The sequence below is a fragment of the Endozoicomonas numazuensis genome, assembly GCF_000722635.1.
Classification (GTDB): domain Bacteria; phylum Pseudomonadota; class Gammaproteobacteria; order Pseudomonadales; family Endozoicomonadaceae; genus Endozoicomonas_A; species Endozoicomonas_A numazuensis.
The window spans coordinates 1,207,134-1,226,839 of sequence record NZ_JOKH01000002.1; the positions used below are offsets into that span (position 1 = coordinate 1,207,134).

The 19,706-nt window shown below is 47.8% G+C and carries 16 protein-coding genes and 1 pseudogene; 4 read left to right on the plus strand and 13 right to left on the minus strand.

Features of this window, described 5'->3' with window-relative positions:
- Positions 1-9: 9 nt before the first annotated feature.
- The 6 genes and pseudogenes from GZ78_RS12550 to GZ78_RS12575 all read right to left on the minus strand — a co-directional run bounded on the left by GZ78_RS12550 (position 10) and on the right by GZ78_RS12575 (position 6,263).
- Positions 10-1,605: an efflux RND transporter periplasmic adaptor subunit gene (locus GZ78_RS12550; RefSeq protein WP_051786113.1), complete on the minus strand. Its 1,596-nt coding sequence runs from the start codon at positions 1,603-1,605 to the stop codon at positions 10-12.
- On the minus strand, positions 1,602-2,855 hold the full coding sequence (locus GZ78_RS12555; protein ID WP_161787369.1) for a TolC family protein: 1,254 nt from the start codon (positions 2,853-2,855) through the stop codon (positions 1,602-1,604). Before GZ78_RS12555 ends, GZ78_RS12550 begins: the two co-directional genes overlap by 4 nt.
- A gap of 102 nt (positions 2,856-2,957) precedes the next feature.
- Entirely contained in the window at positions 2,958-3,398 is a 441-nt protein-coding gene (locus GZ78_RS12560; protein ID WP_034835940.1) for a hypothetical protein, read from the minus strand.
- An 82-nt stretch (positions 3,399-3,480) separates the two neighbouring features.
- Positions 3,481-4,116 carry an acyltransferase gene (locus GZ78_RS12565; protein ID WP_051786114.1) on the minus strand — a complete coding sequence of 212 codons (636 nt, stop codon included), beginning with the start codon at positions 4,114-4,116 and terminating at the stop codon, positions 3,481-3,483.
- Between the two features lie 119 nt (positions 4,117-4,235).
- Positions 4,236-5,447 (minus strand): annotated as a pseudogene (locus GZ78_RS12570) (glycosyl transferase).
- 63 nt (positions 5,448-5,510) lie between these two features.
- Complete coding sequence (locus tag GZ78_RS12575) at positions 5,511-6,263, minus strand: HAD-IIB family hydrolase (RefSeq protein WP_152558686.1); 753 nt, start codon at positions 6,261-6,263, stop codon at positions 5,511-5,513.
- A 1,124-nt stretch (positions 6,264-7,387) separates the two neighbouring features.
- On the opposite strand from GZ78_RS12575, the gene GZ78_RS12580 reads away from it, so the two are divergent.
- The gene (locus GZ78_RS12580; protein WP_456236228.1) at positions 7,388-9,178 is read left to right on the plus strand and encodes an autotransporter domain-containing protein; all 1,791 of its coding nucleotides are present in this window, start codon (positions 7,388-7,390) and stop codon (positions 9,176-9,178) included.
- 379 nt (positions 9,179-9,557) lie between these two features.
- Complete coding sequence (locus tag GZ78_RS12585; protein WP_034835944.1) at positions 9,558-13,250, plus strand: autotransporter domain-containing protein; 3,693 nt, start codon at positions 9,558-9,560, stop codon at positions 13,248-13,250.
- A gap of 234 nt (positions 13,251-13,484) precedes the next feature.
- Here the strand turns inward: GZ78_RS12585 and ggt are convergent, their stop codons facing one another.
- Positions 13,485-15,254 (minus strand): gamma-glutamyltransferase, encoded by a 1,770-nt coding sequence (gene ggt / locus GZ78_RS12590; protein WP_034835946.1) that lies wholly within the window; start codon positions 15,252-15,254, stop codon positions 13,485-13,487.
- Positions 15,255-15,426: 172 nt separating this feature from the next.
- Here ggt and GZ78_RS12595 point away from each other — a divergent pair, with 172 nt between their 5' ends.
- Both GZ78_RS12595 and GZ78_RS27450 read left to right on the plus strand, forming a co-directional pair.
- On the plus strand, positions 15,427-15,684 hold the full coding sequence (locus GZ78_RS12595) for a type II toxin-antitoxin system Phd/YefM family antitoxin (protein WP_034835948.1): 258 nt from the start codon (positions 15,427-15,429) through the stop codon (positions 15,682-15,684).
- Positions 15,681-16,031: a type II toxin-antitoxin system RelE/ParE family toxin gene (locus tag GZ78_RS27450; RefSeq protein ID WP_051786116.1), complete on the plus strand. Its 351-nt coding sequence runs from the start codon at positions 15,681-15,683 to the stop codon at positions 16,029-16,031. Before GZ78_RS12595 ends, GZ78_RS27450 begins: the two co-directional genes overlap by 4 nt.
- Positions 16,032-16,046: 15 nt before the next feature.
- Here the strand turns inward: GZ78_RS27450 and GZ78_RS12605 are convergent, their stop codons facing one another.
- The 6 genes from GZ78_RS12605 to yegD all read right to left on the minus strand — a co-directional run bounded on the left by GZ78_RS12605 (position 16,047) and on the right by yegD (position 19,694).
- A complete protein-coding gene (locus tag GZ78_RS12605; protein ID WP_236631540.1) occupies positions 16,047-16,733 on the minus strand; it encodes a class I SAM-dependent DNA methyltransferase in 687 nt (228 codons plus the stop codon).
- Between the two features lie 331 nt (positions 16,734-17,064).
- Positions 17,065-17,541: a sigma factor gene (locus tag GZ78_RS12610; protein ID WP_051786117.1), complete on the minus strand. Its 477-nt coding sequence runs from the start codon at positions 17,539-17,541 to the stop codon at positions 17,065-17,067.
- A 23-nt stretch (positions 17,542-17,564) separates the two neighbouring features.
- The gene (gene vapC / locus GZ78_RS12615; protein WP_034835951.1) at positions 17,565-17,978 is read right to left on the minus strand and encodes a type II toxin-antitoxin system tRNA(fMet)-specific endonuclease VapC; all 414 of its coding nucleotides are present in this window, start codon (positions 17,976-17,978) and stop codon (positions 17,565-17,567) included.
- Positions 17,978-18,217, minus strand: a complete 240-nt coding sequence (gene vapB, locus GZ78_RS12620; protein WP_034835953.1) for a type II toxin-antitoxin system VapB family antitoxin — start codon at positions 18,215-18,217, stop codon at positions 17,978-17,980. The genes vapC and vapB overlap by 1 nt, the downstream gene beginning before the upstream one ends.
- Positions 18,218-18,357: 140 nt before the next feature.
- A complete protein-coding gene (locus GZ78_RS30285; RefSeq protein WP_236631541.1) occupies positions 18,358-18,888 on the minus strand; it encodes an FGGY-family carbohydrate kinase in 531 nt (176 codons plus the stop codon).
- The gene (yegD, locus tag GZ78_RS30290; RefSeq protein WP_236631542.1) at positions 18,885-19,694 is read right to left on the minus strand and encodes a molecular chaperone; all 810 of its coding nucleotides are present in this window, start codon (positions 19,692-19,694) and stop codon (positions 18,885-18,887) included. Before yegD ends, GZ78_RS30285 begins: the two co-directional genes overlap by 4 nt.
- Positions 19,695-19,706 lie beyond the last annotated feature (12 nt).

Here is a 19,706-nt window from a genome sequence, read left to right on the forward strand (position 1 = left end):
GTTCGCTCCTCAGTGTTCCATCATGCTGTGGTCCATAGCAGGCATCTCGTCCTGACCATGATCCATATTCATATCTGGCATGTCGTGCCCACTATGATCCATGTTCATGCCTGACATATCGTGCCCACTATGATCCATAGCTTCTGAGTGACCGGGCTGGTTGTTTTCAGGTGAATCGAGTAGCTCTATCTGATGAACCCGATATCCACCCTCTTTCAGTTTTTCTACTTCAAACCGGATGGCCTGCCCCTGGGACAATTCAGGCAGCTGAAGATCAGGACTAAGATTGAAGTCCATAATCATGTCAGGCCAACCCCACTCCTTGACTGGACCATGGGCAACATTAATAACCTCTGGACTTTTCTGAGCCTGGAATGTGCCTTCAAACCAGACACTGTCTGAAGGTGCACCTTCTATCCGGCTCAGGTCAGCATTAATGCTGGACTCAGAGTCCAGCAGGAACTGGGCAGAAGTCACGACACGATCGGCAGATGTCAGCCCTTTCAGAACTTCCACACGGTCTCCGATTTCACGCCCCAGCTCGACTCTGGCGGAGCGAAATCGCCCTTCTCCCAGGTCTTTCACCACTCGATCTTGAGATTCCAGTCTGATCACTGCGGTCAGAGGAATACTCAACGCTTTGAATCCTTTCGGGAAGATCGTTACTTTGGAGAACATGTTGGGCTTGAGTTCACCCCCGGGATTATCAAACCGAAGTCGTACACGTAGACTGCGGGTCTGGGGATCCAGTTCCGGATAGATATAGTCAACGGTTCCCTGCCACTCCCTGCCAGGCAGATAATCCACTGACATCACCGCCTTTTGACCCGCCTTTACCAACGGTGACTGTCTTTCAAAGACATCAGCCACGACCCAGACAGAGTCCAGAGAGGCCAGTTCAAGGATGACTTTGGATGGGTTGATGTAGCCACCTTCACGAGTATTCAGCTGTGAAATATAACCATTCTCAGGGGCATAAAAAGAGAGCGTTTGCTCAACTTTTCTGTTCCTGATGATGCGATCAATCACCTGCTCAGATACACCCAGTGACAGGAGACGATCTTTCGAAGCCCCGACAACCCCCTGATTACCAGAACGCACGGCAGATAACAGTTCTTCCTGGGCACTGACCAGTACCGGAGAATAGAGATCGAATAACTTACTGCCTTTGGCAACAGACTCACCCTGAGAAGAAACCTGTAGATTCTTGATCCAGCCTTCCACCCGACTGTTGACCTGACGAAGACTGTCCTCGTTATAGCCAACAAAACCTACGGTACTGACTCGTGTTTGAAGCGTTTGTTCAATGACCGGTTCAGAACGAACACCCAGACTGTTTACCACCGCCGAAGAGACTGAAATCGTACCGGGTTCGTCTTCTATTTGTTCTTCTTTATAAACGGGAACAAGATCCATCCCCATAGGTGACTTACCTGGCCTGTCTCGTTTGTAGTTCGAGTCCATGGGGGCAACCCAGTACAGTGGGCTTTTTTCGCTCGAGTCCACTCCTCCTTCATGACTACTGTCCATAAACAAGTTTTTCGCCCCAATCCCTGCAACGAACGCAATAGCGGAAACTGACGCCATCAAGATCCAGTTTTTCATTGTGCTCTCTCCTTTGGCATCAAGTAGTCGAGCTTTGCTTTGCTCTGCAGGGTGTCGGTCTGAAGTCTCAGGTAGTCAATCTGAAGGTCCAGCTCTTCGATGTAGGACTGCATGACAGAGTCAAAGTCACTGTCATCACTCTGATAGGCGTCAAGTGTGGACTCAGACTGGCGGCGAGCCTGTGGTAACAACCTTTGTTGATATTGGCTCAGTCTTCTTTGAGCCCCCTGAAAGCGCGCATACTCCTGCTGAGCTTCTCCCATCATGCCTCTCAACAACTCATCTTTTCTGTCGATGGCTGCTTCTCGCTGATAGTGGCTGGCTAACAACTGACGATCCTGGCGATTACCGGTAAACAGCGGAATATCTACCATCAGCATCAGAGAATATTGATCACGACTTTCAGACCCCATGTTGGTATTCATATCAGACATAGAGCGACCGTATTTGACCTCTGCTCCCCACTGGGGCTTATACGCCTCCTTAGCCAGATCTACATCCCTCTCAGATTGCTGTACCAACCACTCCTCAGCCTCTACCAGAGGGTGTACCTGCACAGACTTCAGGACAGGTGCAGGCACATCGACCTGATCGGGAAGTTGGCTAGCCAAGCCCATATCTGACGTCTCGCCTAACCAGCGATTCAACAATGACCGACTCTCATTCAGACTGCTTTCAGACGACAGTATTCGATCATCAAGCCTGGCCAATGCCAGCTCGGCACGGATCAGATCCTGCTGGCTGTTCTTGCCCTGTCGGTACATGGATTCAGTCACACTGCGAAGGCTCTCGAACAGGTAGCGACTCTCATTCAGCTTTGCCAGAGCCTGTTGCCAGTACCAGCCGTCCAGCCAGGCTAATCTGACTTCTCTAAGCACTACCAACTTGCGATTTTGTGCTGCTGAATCGGAACCTCGTGCCATCAACTCAGTCTTGTTTCTCTCGATCTGATTGCTGTTACCACGGGGGAGCATCTGCTCTATCTTCAGTTCCAGCATTCCCTGGCGGGTTGGATCAAGGTCATCACCAGGCAGATTCATAGTCCCAACGGATACTTTGGGATCAGCCCAGCTTTCATCCGCGATAGCCTGTTCCTGATAACCTCTGGATTGCTTTTCATAGGCTTGAATCATTGGATCAGCAGCCAGAGCTTTATGCTCAGCTTCTGCAAGGGTCAGACTGTCTGCACTGACCCCCGCCGATACCAATAAAAGCCATGCACCGGATTGCATAATCCGTTTTAATTGCATGTTTCTCTCCATAGCAGTGCGAATGCCATTTGCATGCAAGAACGCACTGCGAAATCAACGTTTCACTCGATTTTTTAAACGACGATGATTCTCTGGAAAGGGCTACTCCAGAAAGGAGACATTGGCCAGATAGATGTCAGGCTGAGAGTGGTGTATCGAAGGTGGAGGTTCCGAAACCCAGTTTCGGGATGGCTCAGAGTCGAGCGATATCAATTCAGAGATGATATAAAGCAGAGTAAAAGCCGGTTTGCTGTCGGACTGTGAATACTGGATATAGTGGTCATCAGTATCACAATCCGGGCAAGACTGATCTGCTTTCTGAAGGTGCTCTACCGGGGAAGGGGTGCAGCATTCATGATTCATGCCCATATCACCACTCATTTCAGAGGTATCCAGTGACACCTTCTGCATGTGTAGCTGGGCTGAATCCATAGCCTGAGTCTGCTCCATCAAGCAAACCTGCAACAGCATAAACATCAGCAGAGCAATCAGTGCTGTGCCGAGCTTTTGTCGATGTCGCAGATTCAAAAGAGTGATAGACATAGGGCAAAAAAATAAGGGTTCAGTAACTCAGCTTAAACCTTCCAGTTAGTGGAAGGTCAATCCGAAATCTACGAAGTACTGATTAACGCTCCCATCTAACATTCTCTTTTATTTTATTTGCTGGCACTCCAGCCAAAATTATATCTTTTTCTGAAAACTCTCTAGATACAACAGATTTTGCCCCAACAACACTCCCATCGCTTATCTTAGAGCCTTTAAGAACTAAAACATCCCTCGCTAACCAAACATGATTCCCTATCGTAATGCTTTGAGGAGGGTTCAAATGCCTGTCAGAAGTTTTTTCATATATAGGATGCTTGTCACCCGTTCTTATCATTATTCCCGTTGAAAACATACAATCACTTCCAATTTTGATTGAACAGCCGTTATCCACCAGTAGATAAGCATTTTCAACTGACAAGTCGTTACCAATATCTATGTTCATATTGTCCCCGTATGTCAGATATATTTTTCCACCTCCATACCTACAATTATCACCGAGAACTAATGTATTGTTTTTACCCTTGATCCGAATTTGAGTATTAGAGATTCTGACATTCTTCCCTATTACTAACTTACAATTGTCTCCACCAATCGTTATCTTGACTTTACTTAGCCTGCTATCGTAGTCATCTGGTGCAACTATCGAACAATTAGTTCCTTTTACGGTAATTTTATTTTTTTTGATGATATTGTGTAAGGAAATCCTGTACGCCATGATCAGTTACCTTAAGTCCGCAAAAATTCATCATTACTAAAACAAAGAACTATAGCGTGCTAACCACTTGTCAAATATAAGAATTTCCACATTTTTTGATGGCTACCTTTAAGTAAAAATCAGGCATTATCCTCTTCCACCGCATCATAAAGGCGCTCCAGAATATCGGGGATAGCGGACATCACCCGATTCCAGCTGGGAATAAAGGGCCTTTCCATCGGGTTTTCGAGGAAGTGCTGCCCTGCCTCCATAATGTTTCTGGCAAACAGCTATACAGCTCGCTCTTCGGTATCACGATCGACATGAAGGCCGTTCATCACTGCATCGTCGTAATAGGACTCAATAAAATCGAGTGCTACCCGGTAATAAGTAGCCTTAATTGTCCGGAAGGTTTCAGTATTGAACTGCACACCATTGGTGGCCAGCTTTCTGAAAATGGCCTTAATAATGTCATGGCTCATCTTGGACAAACCGGCATTCCGATCTTCTTCCGAAAGCGGTTGATGCTTGTGATCGTAGACGTCTGCAATATCAACCTGACACAGTCGTTTACTGGAATAATTTCGCTTAACTTCTGACAGTACGCCTATTTCCAGCCCCCAGTCACTGGGAATCCGGATATCATTGAAGACACTGGTACGCATGGAAAACTCGTCCGCCAGTGGGTAACGGAAACTGTCTAGATATTCCAGATACTCCATAGGGCCGTGTATTTTCTTCAGAGCGCGAAGCAGTAGTGTCACCAGAAGACGACTGACCCTGCCATTCAGCTTGTTGTCAGCCACTCTCGCGTAATACCCCTTGCAAAAGTCATAGCTGAAGGCAGGGTTGGCTACGGGATAGAGCAGTCTGGCCAGGAGATCCCGCTGATAAGTGACAATATCGCAATCGTGCAAGGCTACTGCTTCCGACTTTGCCGAAGCGAGCCCATAACCATAGCAGTACCAGACGTTTCTTCCTTTTCCGGCCTCTTTCGGAGCCAGTCCCTTGCTTTCAAGAAGTCGATCAATTTCACGTAACCGGGGGCCATCCTGCCATAAAGCCCGGTGATGCTGATTCAGCTGCCCGAAAAAATCTCTGGCATAGGCATACTCATCTTCACTGGCTCTATCCAGACCAATAACAATCTCGGAAAGATAACGAACCTGACTCAGTTCCTGCACAATATTCTTCAAGGCAGGTCCCTGTAACTCGGAAAACAGAGAAGGTAAGACAAGCGACATGGGGCGTTATCTGGAAAAGGCTTGCAGCTCCTGCTCCATATCTTCTGTTGAGCGAACTCTCAAGTTATGGAAATTGGTGATAATGCCATTCTGGTAAAAATCTCCCATAAAGACGGTCCCTTCTTCTATTTATAGTTTTATTACCTGTCAGCTTCGAAGTGCAGCCAGGCGTTATACCCCATACCGTTCGCACTGAGCCTGTCGAAGTGCATGAACCACTGATTGCGTGTATTTAATATCAGACAGATGTTTTGTAGCCGGCTGTTGGCTTTTTTCTGAGCGCGCCAGAACAGGAATATCCACAACTTCCAGCATGGGCAGATCATTGAAGCTGTCACTCAGGCCAACCGATAACCATTTCCGCCCAGGGAAGTTCTCCAGATAATGTTTGAAGAGCTTCTTCGCCGCCGAACCTTTACCCCCCTTGCCCGATACGTGATAGAAACGGCCTCCCCGAGTCAGGTGCAAACTTTCTTTAGCAAGCTGTTTTTCAAACTTTTCCAGCATTTTGTCACTGTCTTCCCATATCAAGGGTTCGCTGGCCTTTCGGTCTGCAGCCTGGCTTGCTTCTTCCTGACTGAGTCCGCAGAAGTCCGCTATTTCTCGATGGCTGCAGTCGCCAAACCCCTTGAACCGGAAGTCATATTGATCACGAAACTGTTGCAAGATTCTGCGAATAGCTTTGTAGGGATGACCATGAAAGTAGTGGGTATTGAACGGATGATCCAGCCCCATGTCCAGTTGCAGAGGCAGCACCTCACTGAGGGTTTTACTGGTATTAAAAACAACTGGAATGTTAAGCGCTTTCAACCGATCCAGTGCAGGTTTTGCTGCTGTCCAGCTGTAGCTATCATGATCCAGAAGCGTGCCATCCAGATCGGAGAAAATCACCAGCTGCTTCATCGCCTTTTTACAGTGGGGCACTGTCTCAACCCCTGAAAGTAGAACAGAATGCTATGTGTCAGTATGACTAACCCATTCGTTAGTTAAAAAAACACATTTAAATCAATTAGATAGAAGTACAGGACATCTAAGACAGAAAATAGTCAAAGCCAATTGAAACAGTAGGCCAACTTATGGGTCTTACTTCAAACCCCACTAAAAGGAGTAGGAGTAGGACCATGAAAGAAACCTATTACTCAAAGGCAATGCTCAGAAAAGCCTTTCAAATTTGTGCCATTGTTGGCTGTATGACTGCTGGCAACATGACTGTTTATGGATACGACGAAAACGATATTCCTTATCCCTGGACACTTCAGGAGGCCGAACGGTACTACCGACAAAGACTTGAACAGCTTATGGAGCTGGACTTAAAAGAAGACTTTCCTACGGATAAGCAAATCAGAGAAGCATTCCGACGCATTGCTGCTCCTACTCATCCTGATAAAAATCCAGACCCCCTGACACATAAACGAATGCAGAGGGCTGGCCACGCCAAGGACTTCTTGATCAACCCTGACCTGACATACTTTAACCAAAGATTTGACCTCGTTGGCAGACCCGACCTTCAGGAGCTCAGGAAAGAAAAGCTGAAGGAAGCGGTTCAGATCGCGAAAACCAATCCAAGAATATACAACAGCTATATGGAGCTTGGTTATTGGAAGCGTCGGTTTGGTCCAACCTATAACTACTATTGGTATACTTACTTTAAACCCGCAGATAAAACCAACGCGAAAGAAGAAAGTAATAGCCCAGAGACGCATTCTGAAACAGCTGGAGAAAGCAACCCGGGTTCTGAACTGACCAGGGTTGACACCAGCATTTTTGGCAAAACATCTACCCCCGAAAACAAAGACATTCAGGAAGATAAAGAAGCCCAGCGTGCTGAATACGAGCGTCTTTCCAAAAACAATCCTCAGGGTGGCAGCTATCACGTTGGTGTCGACCATGAGTTTACGGGACAGCCTCTGGAAAACTACGAGGTTTATGGCCCCGAGCTGAATCCAAAGCGTAAAGCCGCTCTGCAGTTACTGGGACTCACAGAGAANGAAAAGCTGAAGGAAGCGGTTCAGATCGCGAAAACCAATCCAAGAATATACAACAGCTATATGGAGCTTGGTTATTGGAAGCGTCGGTTTGGTCCAACCTATAACTACTATTGGTATACTTACTTTAAACCCGCAGATAAAACCAACGCGAAAGAAGAAAGTAATAGCCCAGAGACGCATTCTGAAACAGCTGGAGAAAGCAACCCGGGTTCTGAACTGACCAGGGTTGACACCAGCATTTTTGGCAAAACATCTACCCCCGAAAACAAAGACATTCAGGAAGATAAAGAAGCCCAGCGTGCTGAATACGAGCGTCTTTCCAAAAACAATCCTCAGGGTGGCAGCTATCACGTTGGTGTCGACCATGAGTTTACGGGACAGCCTCTGGAAAACTACGAGGTTTATGGCCCCGAACTGAATCCAAAGCGTAAAGCCGCTCTGCAGTTACTGGGACTCACAGAGAATGCCTCTCCCAGCGAAGCTGAGATTAAACATGCTTTCAGTGAGTATGCCAAAACGTATCACCCGGATAAGTGTGAAGACCCGCAGGCCTGCACCGAAGCCTTCTACCTGGGCAAAGCCGCGAGAAACTTTCTGCTGGGTATTGATCAGGAAGAAGACGACACGATCTATACCGGTGAGCCCACTTATCAGATTGCTGGAAAAGATACAGCCAAAGAAGACAAAGAAGCGGCTGCCCGAGCCAAGGCAGAAGCAGAAGCTGCCGAGGCTGAGCGCCAGCGTCAGGAACAGGAAAGACTCCGTCGTCAGCTGGAAGAAGCCAGTGCCATCAATGAAACCAGCCAGGTCGGCGCTCAGGTGAAAACGCTGTACGCAGCCGGTTTGGTGCAGTCATTATCGACTCAATCTACTGCCGCTATGTCTCATCACGGCACGGCCATGAACAGTTTCCACAACACTCGAATGCTGGCCAATGTCCAGCTGGAAGATCTGAACACCGGTGAGATGCTGGCTTCTGCCGGTGAGCACACCTTTAACAAGGAGCTGATTCAAGACGGTGGTCTCTACAGTTACGGCCAGATCTACGGCTTCAAGATGAACCAGGGCAAGGTGGATAACCTGGCCGGGTTTGATGCCAACGGTTACGGTCTGGAAGTGGGTGTGTTCAAACAACTGAACAGTGAGTGGTCTGCCGGTCTCATGATTGGCATTCAAAAGATGAGCTCCAGCTTCAAGGAAGCTCAGGGCAGCATCAAGGCCAGCAACCTTCGCATGGGACCTTTTGCTTCCTGGAACAAAGATCAGTGGCACTTCAACACCGCTCTGACCTACGGTATCACCGATATGGACAGTAAGCGTCGTGACCCTGTCTTTGGTCAGGAGTACAAGGCCAGCCCCAAGGCGAATGAATGGACGGCTTACGCCTCTCTGGGTTATGACATCAATATGGATCATGTCACTACCGGCCTGATTCTGACCCCAAACATTGAAGTGCTCTACATCAACAGTTCTATTGATGGCTTCAAGGAAAAAGGTCAGGGCGACAAGGCTCTGAAAGTCGACAGCCAGAACCGTACGCACATCATTACCCGTACCGGACTGCAGGCGTCTTACCTGATTCCGGATTCAGAACTGCCAAGAGAGTTCAGATTCGGAGTGGGTTATCAGAAGAGTATGCTGGATGAGTCGCCCATCAAGGTGGGCTATGTCGACCAGGGCAGTATGCAGCAGCTGAAAACCGGCAGTTATGGCAAAGATGCTATCTACTACAACGCCGGTTACTCAGTGGTGTTGAAAGACCACCAGAATCTGCACCTCGATTACTTCGGCTCTACAGGCAAGAGCAGCCAAAGCAATGCTCTGGCACTGACCTATGAAATGAAGTTCTAACCGATTTATCGGTTGCTCCCGGGGTCATACGGTTCGCCGTATGGCCCTTTTTTCTATCAAAATGCCACTATTTTCTAGGAGGCTGACCGAGAATAGCGTCCGAGCATAAAATTCAGTGGAAAAGATGGCCGTTCTTTCTGGATTTTAGGCCGGGCTGTCTATTCTCGGTCAGCCTCCTAGTGATCGCATTACCCTGCCATGACTGTTGAATGGCTATTTTGTCAGTACACCTGACCGACCTGTCAATACAAAAAAAACCTTAATAATCATAAAGATACAAAAATTTGAAAGAAGAATTGTTTCTACAGCAGTTTCCAAAGTGAAACTTCAGCTCTGAACATCAGTCTTACTTCTCAGTATCAAAAACGGGAGCAAGGCAATGAAAGGACTCAACTCAGCTGAACAGGCATTTAATAAAACTCTCTTAGCAATAGCCATTACAGGCTGTATTACTGTGAGTGTTATCAACGCCCAAGAAGACAGCAACGACTACGAACCAGAAGGATTTACACCTGAGGAAATTCAGGAATACCACGCAGAAAGGAAAGAGGCTCTCGATCTTTTAGGTATCAAAGAAGAGTTCCCTTCACAAAAAGCCATTAAAAAAGCATTTCGTGATTTCTCATTTAAAAACCACCCGGATAAACACCTGGGAGATAAGGAAAAGTATCAGGTATTAATGCAACAGGCAGGCGATGCCAAAGAGGGCTTGCTGGAGCCTCATATTAATGAGGAGAGAAGAAAGCAGATTGAAAAAGCTGTCCGTATCATGAAGAACAACCCTCAGGGTGGAAGCTACTGGGAAGGTGTTTCTGAAGTAGAACTGGACTTCTTTTACGAAGAAGATGACTGTGGTGTACCCAAACCGCATTACGATGATAACACCACTCCCGCTACAGCAGCTGTAGTTGTAAGCGCCCCGGTTACCCCTGCTTACGCTGCCCCCACTAAGCCTGCGCCTGAAAAGCTAGAGCAAGCCCCTCTGTCTTCTGATACATCTGTTGCAGCACAGCCAACGTCACCCAACAAAAGTGACAGCACCTCTTATGCTCGCAGATTCTACAACAGTGTGTTTATCAGAACTTCTACACCAGAAGATGTTCCCACAGAGAAGACAAAAAGTGCAGCCAGCAGTGAAGCCGTTTCTGTTCCAGGCAAGGTAACAGAAACAGAGTCTGTATATTCAACCACTTCGCCACAAACTACTCCTGTCAGCACCGCTGTTTTTGGTCCCAGGACTGAAGCAAAAACCAGTGCAGCCCCAACTGGCACGCCTTCAACTGCAATAACTGCTATCCCCACTGCCAGTGTTGAAGAGGAAATTAAACCGACTGAAGCCCAGACTACCAATACAAAGAGTCAGGGTCCGTCCTTTACTACTCGTCTCTACACCAGCATTTTTGGCCAGACTTCAATGCCTGAAGACGTTGATAAGACAACTGAAACGACCACCACGACAGAGCCAACGCCTACAGTAATACCTGTCAGTAGTCCTGTTTCAAATTCCACTCAACCAACCGATGCAAACTTTACTCCAACCAGTACAGAGGCCGTTGAAATTACCTCTACATCCGCTGTGGGCAGTGAGCCGAACATAACGTCTACTGCTACCCAGACAGTCGAAGCAAAGAGCCAGGGTCCATCTTTTTCTACTCGTCTTTTCAACAGCATTTTTGGTCAGACTTCCATGCCTGAAGATGCTGATAAGACAACGGAAACGGCCACTACGACAGAGCCAACGCCTACGGTAATGCCTGTCAGTAGCCCTGTTTCAAACACCACTCAACCACCCGAGGCAAACATTGCTCCAACCATCACAGAGACGATTGAAACCACCTCTACATCAGCTGCGAGCAGTGAACCGAAAATAACACCTACTGCTACCCTGACAGCCGACGCAAAGAGCCAGGGCCCGTCTTTTTCTACTCGTCTTTTCACCCGCATTTTTGGTCAGACTTCCATGCCTGAAGATGCGGATACAACCACTGAAACGGTCACTCCGACGTCTACTGTGACTACACAAACGTCTACCACAACAGAGCCAACGCCTACCGTGATGTCGGTCAGCAGTCCTGTTTCAGACTCTCATTTCTCAACCGATACAAACGTTGCTCCAACCAGCACGGAGACCGTTGAAATCACCTCTACACCGGCTGCAGACAGTGAACCGAAAATAACGCCTACTGCCACCCGGACAGAAGGTGCTGATAAGACAACTGAAACAGTCACTCCGACGCCAACTGTGAAAACAGAAACGTCCATCCCTGCAGAACCTACTGCTTCGCCTCATCCAGTGCCAAGCAGCACTACTGTTTTTGGCCATAAAACCGAGGCAGAAACCCTGGCCGAGTCCCCGACACCACCTCCTGCGGCTGAAACCGGGAAACCGGCTGCCTCAACAGGACCTTCTTATCTCTCACGGGTTTATGCCAGCATTTTTGGCAAAACATCTACCCCCGAAGACAAAGACATTCAGGAAGATAAGGAAGCCGAGGCCAAGGCAGAGAAAGAAAATCAGCGTGCGGAATACGAGCGCCTGTCCAAAAACAATCCTCAGGGTGGCAGCTATCACGTTGGTGTCGACCATGAGTTTACGGGACAGCCTCTGGAAAACTACGAGGTTTATGGCCCCGAACTGAATCCAAAGCGTAAAGCCGCTCTGCAGTTACTGGGACTCACAGAGAATGCCTCTCCCAGCGAAGCTGAGATTAAACATGCTTTCCGTGAGTATGCCAAAACGTATCACCCGGATAAGTGTGAAGACCCGCAGGCCTGCACCGAAGCCTTCTACCTGGGCAAAGCCGCGAGAAACTTTCTGCTGGGTATTGATCAGGAAGAAGACGACACGATCTATACCGGTGAGCCCACTTATCAGATTGCTGGAAAAGATACAGCCAAAGAAGACAAAGAAGCGGCTGCCCGAGCCAAGGCAGAAGCAGAAGCTGCCGAGGCTGAGCGCCAGCGTCAGGAACAGGAAAGACTCCGTCGTCAGCTGGAAGAAGCCAGTGCCATCAATGAAACCAGCCAGGTCGGCGCTCAGGTGAAAACGCTGTACGCAGCCGGTTTGGTGCAGTCATTATCGACTCAATCTACTGCCGCTATGTCTCATCACGGCACGGCCATGAACAGTTTCCACAACACTCGAATGCTGGCCAATGTCCAGCTGGAAGATCTGAACACCGGTGAGATGCTGGCTTCTGCCGGTGAGCACACCTTTAACAAGGAGCTGATTCAAGACGGTGGTCTCTACAGTTACGGCCAGATCTACGGCTTCAAGATGAACCAGGGCAAGGTGGATAACCTGGCCGGGTTTGATGCCAACGGTTACGGTCTGGAAGTGGGTGTGTTCAAACAACTGAACAGTGAGTGGTCTGCCGGTCTCATGATTGGCATTCAAAAGATGAGCTCCAGCTTCAAGGACTCTCAGGGCAGCATCAAGGCCAGCAACCTTCGCATGGGACCTTTTGCTTCCTGGAACAAAGATCAGTGGCACTTCAACACCGCTCTGACCTACGGTATCACCGATATGGACAGTAAGCGTCGTGACCCTGTCTTTGGTCAGGAGTACAAGGCCAGCCCCAAGGCGAATGAATGGACGGCTTACGCCTCTCTGGGTTATGACATCAATATGGATCATGTCACTACCGGCCTGATTCTGACCCCAAACATTGAAGTGCTCTACATCAACAGTTCTATTGATGGCTTCAAGGAAAAAGGTCAGGGCGACAAGGCTCTGAAAGTCGACAGCCAGAACCGTACGCACATCATTACCCGTACCGGACTGCAGGCGTCTTACCTGATTCCGGATTCAGAACTGCCAAGAGAGTTCAGATTCGGAGTGGGTTATCAGAAGAGTATGCTGGATGAGTCGCCCATCAAGGTGGGCTATGTCGACCAGGGCAGTATGCAGCAGCTGAAAACCGGCAGTTATGGCAAAGATGCTATCTACTACAACGCCGGTTACTCGGTGGTGTTGAAAGACCACCAGAATCTGCACCTCGATTACTTCGGCTCTACAGGCAAGAGCAGCCAAAGCCATGCTCTGGCACTGACCTATGAAATGAAGTTCTAACCGATTTATCGGTTGCTCCCGGGGTCATACGGTTCGCCGTATGGCCCTTTTTACTGCCTACCGACTCTGCACTATGAGAATGTTGCTCTATCAGACCTCGTAGCTATTTTCATGGTTCGGGGTGAGCCGCATTTCCCGCTCATGGCTGTTTAACCCTGAAGAAGCCATGACTCCTGGAAGCCTGTCACTGAACAAAAGCAACCCCGCTACGTTTGATCAACGGGCAGAAAAAGCTTAAATACCTATTGCCACACCTTCCCGACGTGGATCAGCACCTCCTTCAAGACCCTCTTCAGTAATCACAATTCCATGCAGACCACTGTTCAGTTCTCTTACTTTCACAGGATACCCCAGCTTTTCCAGCTCAGGTTTCAGCCGCTCTGCTTCGGTATCCTGTTCCAGCTCATAAACGCCAAAAGGATTCAGCTTATGTGGTAGGGCAATGGCTTCCTGGATATCCATCCCCCAGTCGATATGAGCAACCAGTGTTTTGGCAACATAACTGATTATACGACTGCCACCGGGCGACCCGATCACCATATATGGCTGGCCTTCTTTATTCATGACAATGGTGGGCGCCATAGATGACCTTGGTCTTTTACCAGGCTCAACCCGATTGGCAATGGGAGTACCATTATTATGGCTGGCAAAGGAAAAGTCAGTCATTTCATTGTTCAACAGGAAGCCGCCTACCATCAGCCGTGAACCAAAACCATTCTCAATGGTCGTGGTCATGGAGAGTGCATTACCTTGTGCGTCGACAATAGAAATATGGCTGGTAGAAGGCAGTTCAATGGACTGATCATCCGCCTGAATAGATGCATGCTGCCAGACAGGCGTGCCTGCTGAGACCGTCTTCAAAGCCTGATCAGACGACTGGAGCAGTTGAGCTCTGTCTGCCAGATATTGATTATCCAGGAGCCCCTGAACAGGTACAGGGACAAAGTCACTGTCAGCCAGATAACGCGCGCGGTCTGCGAATGCCAGCCTGGAAGCACCGGCAAACAGACGCCAGGATTCTGGGTTCACCGGCCCAAGACTGGCCAGATCATAAGACTGCAAAATGCCCAGAATCTGTCCTACCGTGGTAGCACCCGAGCTGGGAGGCCCCATGCCACAGACAGAGTATTGTCGATAACCTGAACATACAGGTGTCCGTTCTTTTATCTGATAGTTTCTCAGATCTTTTTTCGACAGAAGGCCAGGGTTGCCTTTGGCTTCTCTAACTGTTTTGACAATCCTGTCAGCCAGTTGACCTTCATAAAAGGCCTTAGAGCCTCTACTGGCAATCAGCCTCAGAGTTTTGGCAAACTCGGGATTTTTAAGGACGGCTCCGGCCTGAAGCGGCTGGCCTTTTTCATCAAAGAAATACTGGCGAGTATTCGGATAGCGGCTGAGTCTTTTCTGATCTTTAGCAATCAGACTGGCCAGCCTGGGAGAAACAGTAAATCCCTCTTCAGCCAGTTTAATAGCAGGCTGAAAAAGTTCAGACCATGGACGTTTACCATAACGCTGGTGCAGGTCTTCCAGCAGCTTGACAGTACCAGGTGTACCCACAGAGCGTCCGCCAACCACAGCATCGTAGAATTTTAATGGCTTGCCATTATCGTCCTGGAATAACGTGGGAGTAGCCTCTGAAGGTGCTGTTTCCCGACCATCCAGAGTTGTCAGTGTGTTCTTCTGAGCATCGAAGTAGAGCGTAAAAGCGCCCCCACCAATACCTGACGATTGAGGCTCCACCAGATTTAGAACCAACTGAACAGCAATGGCAGCATCTGCAGCGGAACCGCCTTTTCTAAGCACTTCATCGCCTGCTTTTACTGCCAGTGGATGGGCAGCAACCACCATATGCTTACTGGCTTTTACCAGACTTTTTTCTTCAAACCCTGTCGCTGCTTCCGGTGCCAGATCATCACTGACATTCACCTCTTTTGCCTGCAAGGTGATGCAAGCAGCCAATAAACTGGCGGTGATAGCACACCGTCTGAAAATTCCCCCAGACATGGACAGACCTCCTTTTGATTGTTTTTTTATCAGGTCTGTCCATGGTTTCAGTGTTGGCCCTAATGTGCAATGGCTTTCGAAATTGAACCTAACCTGATCAGTAATGTTGACAACAAACCAAACAAGTCTATAAATAGACTAAATATAAACCAACGAGATCAGGAGAGATCCGATGAAGACAATAACTGTCAGTGGCTTGAAGGCCAATGCAGCAAATCTTGATGCTGAGGGAGGTCTTATCATCACTCAGAATGGCGCACCAAAATATGTTGTAGAAACCTACGAGGATTACGAGAAGCGGGAACAGGCTATTGCACTTCTTAAACTGATGACAATGGCTGAGTCAGATATCCAACAGAGTCGTACCCTGACCAGTGAAGAACTAAAGTCTCAATTGCTAAAAAAACAAAGTGACACCTTCGAGGAATGAAATCAGAAGTGGACATAGTTTATACCCAGACTTTTCTAGCAACTGCTGAGCGGGTTGTTGACTTCTTAACGCCGGAGCTAGGCAATCATAAATCTGTCAGCGTGATCAATCATGTAGTTGAGAGGCTTGAAAAGAGAGTTCTGGAGCACCCTGTATCTTGCCAGGTTTCTCCTGCACTGATCGAGTTAGGAGTTACGGCCTACCGAGAATACAATATCGAAACCTTCAGAGTCCTTTATCGCTCCTCTAATGATCAGCAGAAAATATTTGTCCTGGCGCTACTTCATCAAAAGCAGGATATAAAAAAGCTTTTCCATGATATAGCGCTACTTAGAAATCTCCATTAAGCCATAAAAAGACCCCTATCTGACCTCACACTTAAAGAAAATGAAGTTAGGCGTTGTGGATAACCTTTTGTAGCTATCAGCACAGAGAGACTTCATGCGTTCAGAGGGTTTTCCTTCTGACAGATTAGTTACACACAGACCGGCTGAAGCCAGACTTTCAAACCATTCCGTCAACGAACGACGATAGAAGCTTACTTCGACAGGATGACCCACTGTATCCCACTCTTCCGTGATCAGTTCTCTCTGAAAGTAATTGCCGGAAGGTGACACTTCAAAATCCACAACGGGATGATGGGTAGAGAAGATGAACACGCCTCCCTGCTTGAGAAGACGCTTTACATCACCGAAAAATACGCTGACGTCTTCAATGTAATGCACGGTCAGAGGGCAAATAATGACGTCATAGCTGGCATCTTTTTCTTCTGGCAACCCGAGGGAAAGGTCCTGCGCATAAGTTTTGACCGCTTCACCAAACTTCTCTCTGACAATCTCAACCATTTCCTGAGAAGCATCTACTGCAGTCACTGTCGCTCCATGGCTGATCAGGTACTCTGCATAAACTCCCGGTCCACATCCCAGATCAAGAACACTTTTCTCTGCAAGTTCAGGCAGCATGGCGATTAGTGATGGACGCTCCAGATTGCCATTGTAGATATTATCGGTAATGGCCTTTTCATAGTCTCTGGCGAACTGCTCGTACATTTTGCTCATTCTGACACTCTCCGATGCTTATTTTCTGTGCGCAAGAGAGTATCAGGAAAACAAAATCCAACCATTCGAAAAAGTGCTAATGAATGCCTTCTGAACGATCGATCTGCGCCACTCAATCAAAAAACGACACATCCCGGAAGCCTGTCGGAACTATAGACAGCATGAAGATGACGGTTTTTGTTTAGGATTTGTCTTGAAATAACTTCCCGATTAAAACATGAACTCCGTTCACCCTGAGCCTGTCGAAGGGTGGTGGCTCTGGGCTTCGACAGGCTCAGCCCGAACGGGGAGAGGGTGGTCAAATAAGGACGTTATTTACGGACTATTCCTTAGCTGCTGGTGCACAACATGAATGATCTATGTTGGATTGCTCATGTTCAGCCTCACAACAGTCGGCTTCAATGCAACATTCCTCAAGATTAAAAGCATTACATTCTCCTCCTTGCTCACAACGCCCAAGCAAGGTTTCGTTGGACAGATAAAAGCTTGTGAACGCTTCAACAAAATCATCGGAGACTGTTTTTTCAGCCAGTCCTGTTGCCAGCAGGCTTTTTTGCCATGCTTTGGTTTTGGGATAAAAAGCCAGAAAATCGTAGCCCGTGTTCTCGTGAATGATATGGGCACGATGTAATACGGGTAGCCAGGCACCCAGACTGCTTTCATCTTTCAGAGTATGTGCCTGGATATGAGCCTTGATATAAACATCCTGAAGGATATCTTCTGCCGTTGCAGAATCGCCCACTTTTTTACGGATAAAGCCCAACAACTGAGCTTTGTGTTCTTGCCAGTGGTTTAACATGACTTTGTGCTCTTGAAAACCTGTTAGAGCTCTATCTGGTCAAGCCAATTCTCGACACGAAGTCCTTCTACACGATCAAATTCTTTACGGTTATTCGTCACAAGAACAAGGCCTTCACTTCTGGAATGACCTGCAATATGTAAATCATTGACTCCTATTGGAGTACCTTTACGCTCCAGATCTGCTCTTATGTCTCCATAATGAGCTGAAGCTTTCCGCCCATAATCAAGCACTACAAGACGAGTGATAAAACGCTCAACCTTGCTTCTATTTCTCTTCGAATCAGCGCTCTTCTCAACACCATGCAGTAGCTCTGACAAAGTGATGGTGCTTATAGCCATCTGATCATCATGACGATTGAAAACATCCAAAAGCTCTAATGGCCGGCGCTTGATGGTATAGATCACCATGTTCGTATCCAGCATATACTTCAGCATCAGAATGACTCCCGGTCGGCCTGTTCTTGTGATGCCCTCTCTTCCATAAAATCATCCGTAACGCCTTCCTCAGCTTCTGCTAAAAAAAAGGCATCCCATGTATGTCCAACGGGTGAAAGAATACGATCCTGACCCCTTACTCTGACCTTTACTTTCTTGATGTCATCCGGGAAGCGGGTTTCAGCAGGTAATCGAACAGCCTGGGTTCTATTGTTAACAAAAACAGTGCCTTGAGCCATGATAATTCCTCGAACTATTGCCATATACAAAGTATATATAGCACTAGCTATATATCAAGGCTATATACAAAAAGATATTCAACCATACCAGTAAGAAAACCAATCAGACTAAAGGTTTTTTAGTCACCACCTGTGAAATATTATTTGAAACACAACTCCGCATAACGAGCCAACCCGGAAGTCACAGAGCCATCAAAGTCACCATTAACAATGGGCGTATCGGGCAATACTTCCGCAAGAGCTTTTCGAATAATGGGAGAGCGAGCGGAGCCACCAGTAATGTAAATAGAATCGGGACGAACACCCGCCTGTTTAATCGACTCCGTCACCAGGCTGGTAATGCCTCGCAAAGGAGTGACAATAGCCTCTTCCATTTCATCCACATCAACGGGAATGCTGAGTTGCTCAGTCTTTAAATCAATGAGTGCTGTATGAAGACCACTCTCCCCCAGTGCGATTTTGGTATTTTCAGCTTCCTGAATAATTCCATAACCCAATGTGTCCTGATAGACACGAAGCAACCTGCCTACTTTTTCGGGGTGCTCTGCCTTGGCCACTGTCTGCTTCAAGACTCCCAGGTTGTCATAGGCATAAAATCTTCTTTGAGCCTCAACATCCTTGATCGCTATGGGGTCCCAAAAATTAGCCGTAGGAATCGGCCGACCTTTCACACAAACTCTGTCATAAAGCGCTTAAAGGCGATGGCTATATCCAGATCGTTGCCGCCAATAAACTTACCCGAGTGTGCAATCATAGAGTCGGCCCGGTCTTCTTTCTCAAACCAGCTCGGCCCCATTTTTAACATGGAGCAGTCTGTTGTGCCCCCGCCTATATCAACGACCAGAACCGTCTTGTCTTCGGTCAGCGTTGACTCATATTCCAGTCCCGCTGCCACGGGCTCATATTGAAACTCAATGTCTTTGAATCCAGCTCTGCTGGCCGCACGACGTAAAATGGCCAGGGCTTGCAGATTAGATTTTTCCCCACCCCTGTTGTGAAAGTTAACAGGACGGCCTATCACCACCTGTGGACAATCTTTTTGAAGGGATTGTTCGGCCAAGCATTTCACGTTGGCCATCATGGCACAGACCAGATCTTCAAAAATGGACAGCTGAATGTCACGCAACCCAAGGAGTCCCAGAAAGGATTTAGGGGACTTAACGTAGTAAGTCTCTGTTGGGTCTTCCAGATACAAAGCTGTAGCCTGTTGACCAAACCGAACATCATCGGCGAGCAGGTGAATCCCTTCTTCTTTATTCGTTCGCATCGAGCGGCTCAATAACGCTTCACCTACCTTACCTTCCGGCAAGATATTCATAAAACGATACAAATACTCTGACACCGCCTCTCTGTTTGGCGCACTTAATGTAGAAGGGATATAACGTTCTTCTGCCATCAGGGGAATAGGCTGGATCTCACCATCCACCCTGTGTGCGACAGAACAATTAGCCGTGCCGTAGTCAAAACCTAAAGCCATGTAGCCTCTCAA

What these genes read in the sequence shown, in the direction of transcription:
- GZ78_RS12550 (WP_051786113.1), bottom strand. Translation starts at nt 1,605, where the DNA reads ATGAAAAACTGGATCTTGATGGCGTCAGTTTCCGCTATTGCGTTCGTT.
- GZ78_RS12555 (WP_161787369.1), bottom strand. Translation starts at nt 2,855, where the DNA reads ATGCAATTAAAACGGATTATGCAATCCGGTGCATGGCTTTTATTGGTA.
- GZ78_RS12560 (WP_034835940.1), bottom strand. Translation starts at nt 3,398, where the DNA reads ATGTCTATCACTCTTTTGAATCTGCGACATCGACAAAAGCTCGGCACA.
- GZ78_RS12565 (WP_051786114.1), bottom strand. Translation starts at nt 4,116, where the DNA reads ATGGCGTACAGGATTTCCTTACACAATATCATCAAAAAAAATAAAATT.
- GZ78_RS12580 (WP_456236228.1), top strand. Translation starts at nt 7,388, where the DNA reads ATGGAGCTTGGTTATTGGAAGCGTCGGTTTGGTCCAACCTATAACTAC.
- GZ78_RS12585 (WP_034835944.1), top strand. Translation starts at nt 9,558, where the DNA reads ATGAAAGGACTCAACTCAGCTGAACAGGCATTTAATAAAACTCTCTTA.
- ggt (WP_034835946.1), bottom strand. Translation starts at nt 15,254, where the DNA reads ATGTCTGGGGGAATTTTCAGACGGTGTGCTATCACCGCCAGTTTATTG.
- GZ78_RS12595 (WP_034835948.1), top strand. Translation starts at nt 15,427, where the DNA reads ATGAAGACAATAACTGTCAGTGGCTTGAAGGCCAATGCAGCAAATCTT.
- GZ78_RS27450 (WP_051786116.1), top strand. Translation starts at nt 15,681, where the DNA reads ATGAAATCAGAAGTGGACATAGTTTATACCCAGACTTTTCTAGCAACT.
- GZ78_RS12605 (WP_236631540.1), bottom strand. Translation starts at nt 16,733, where the DNA reads ATGTACGAGCAGTTCGCCAGAGACTATGAAAAGGCCATTACCGATAAT.
- GZ78_RS12610 (WP_051786117.1), bottom strand. Translation starts at nt 17,541, where the DNA reads ATGTTAAACCACTGGCAAGAACACAAAGCTCAGTTGTTGGGCTTTATC.
- vapC (WP_034835951.1), bottom strand. Translation starts at nt 17,978, where the DNA reads ATGCTGAAGTATATGCTGGATACGAACATGGTGATCTATACCATCAAG.
- vapB (WP_034835953.1), bottom strand. Translation starts at nt 18,217, where the DNA reads ATGGCTCAAGGCACTGTTTTTGTTAACAATAGAACCCAGGCTGTTCGA.
- yegD (WP_236631542.1), bottom strand. Translation starts at nt 19,694, where the DNA reads ATGGCTTTAGGTTTTGACTACGGCACGGCTAATTGTTCTGTCGCACAC.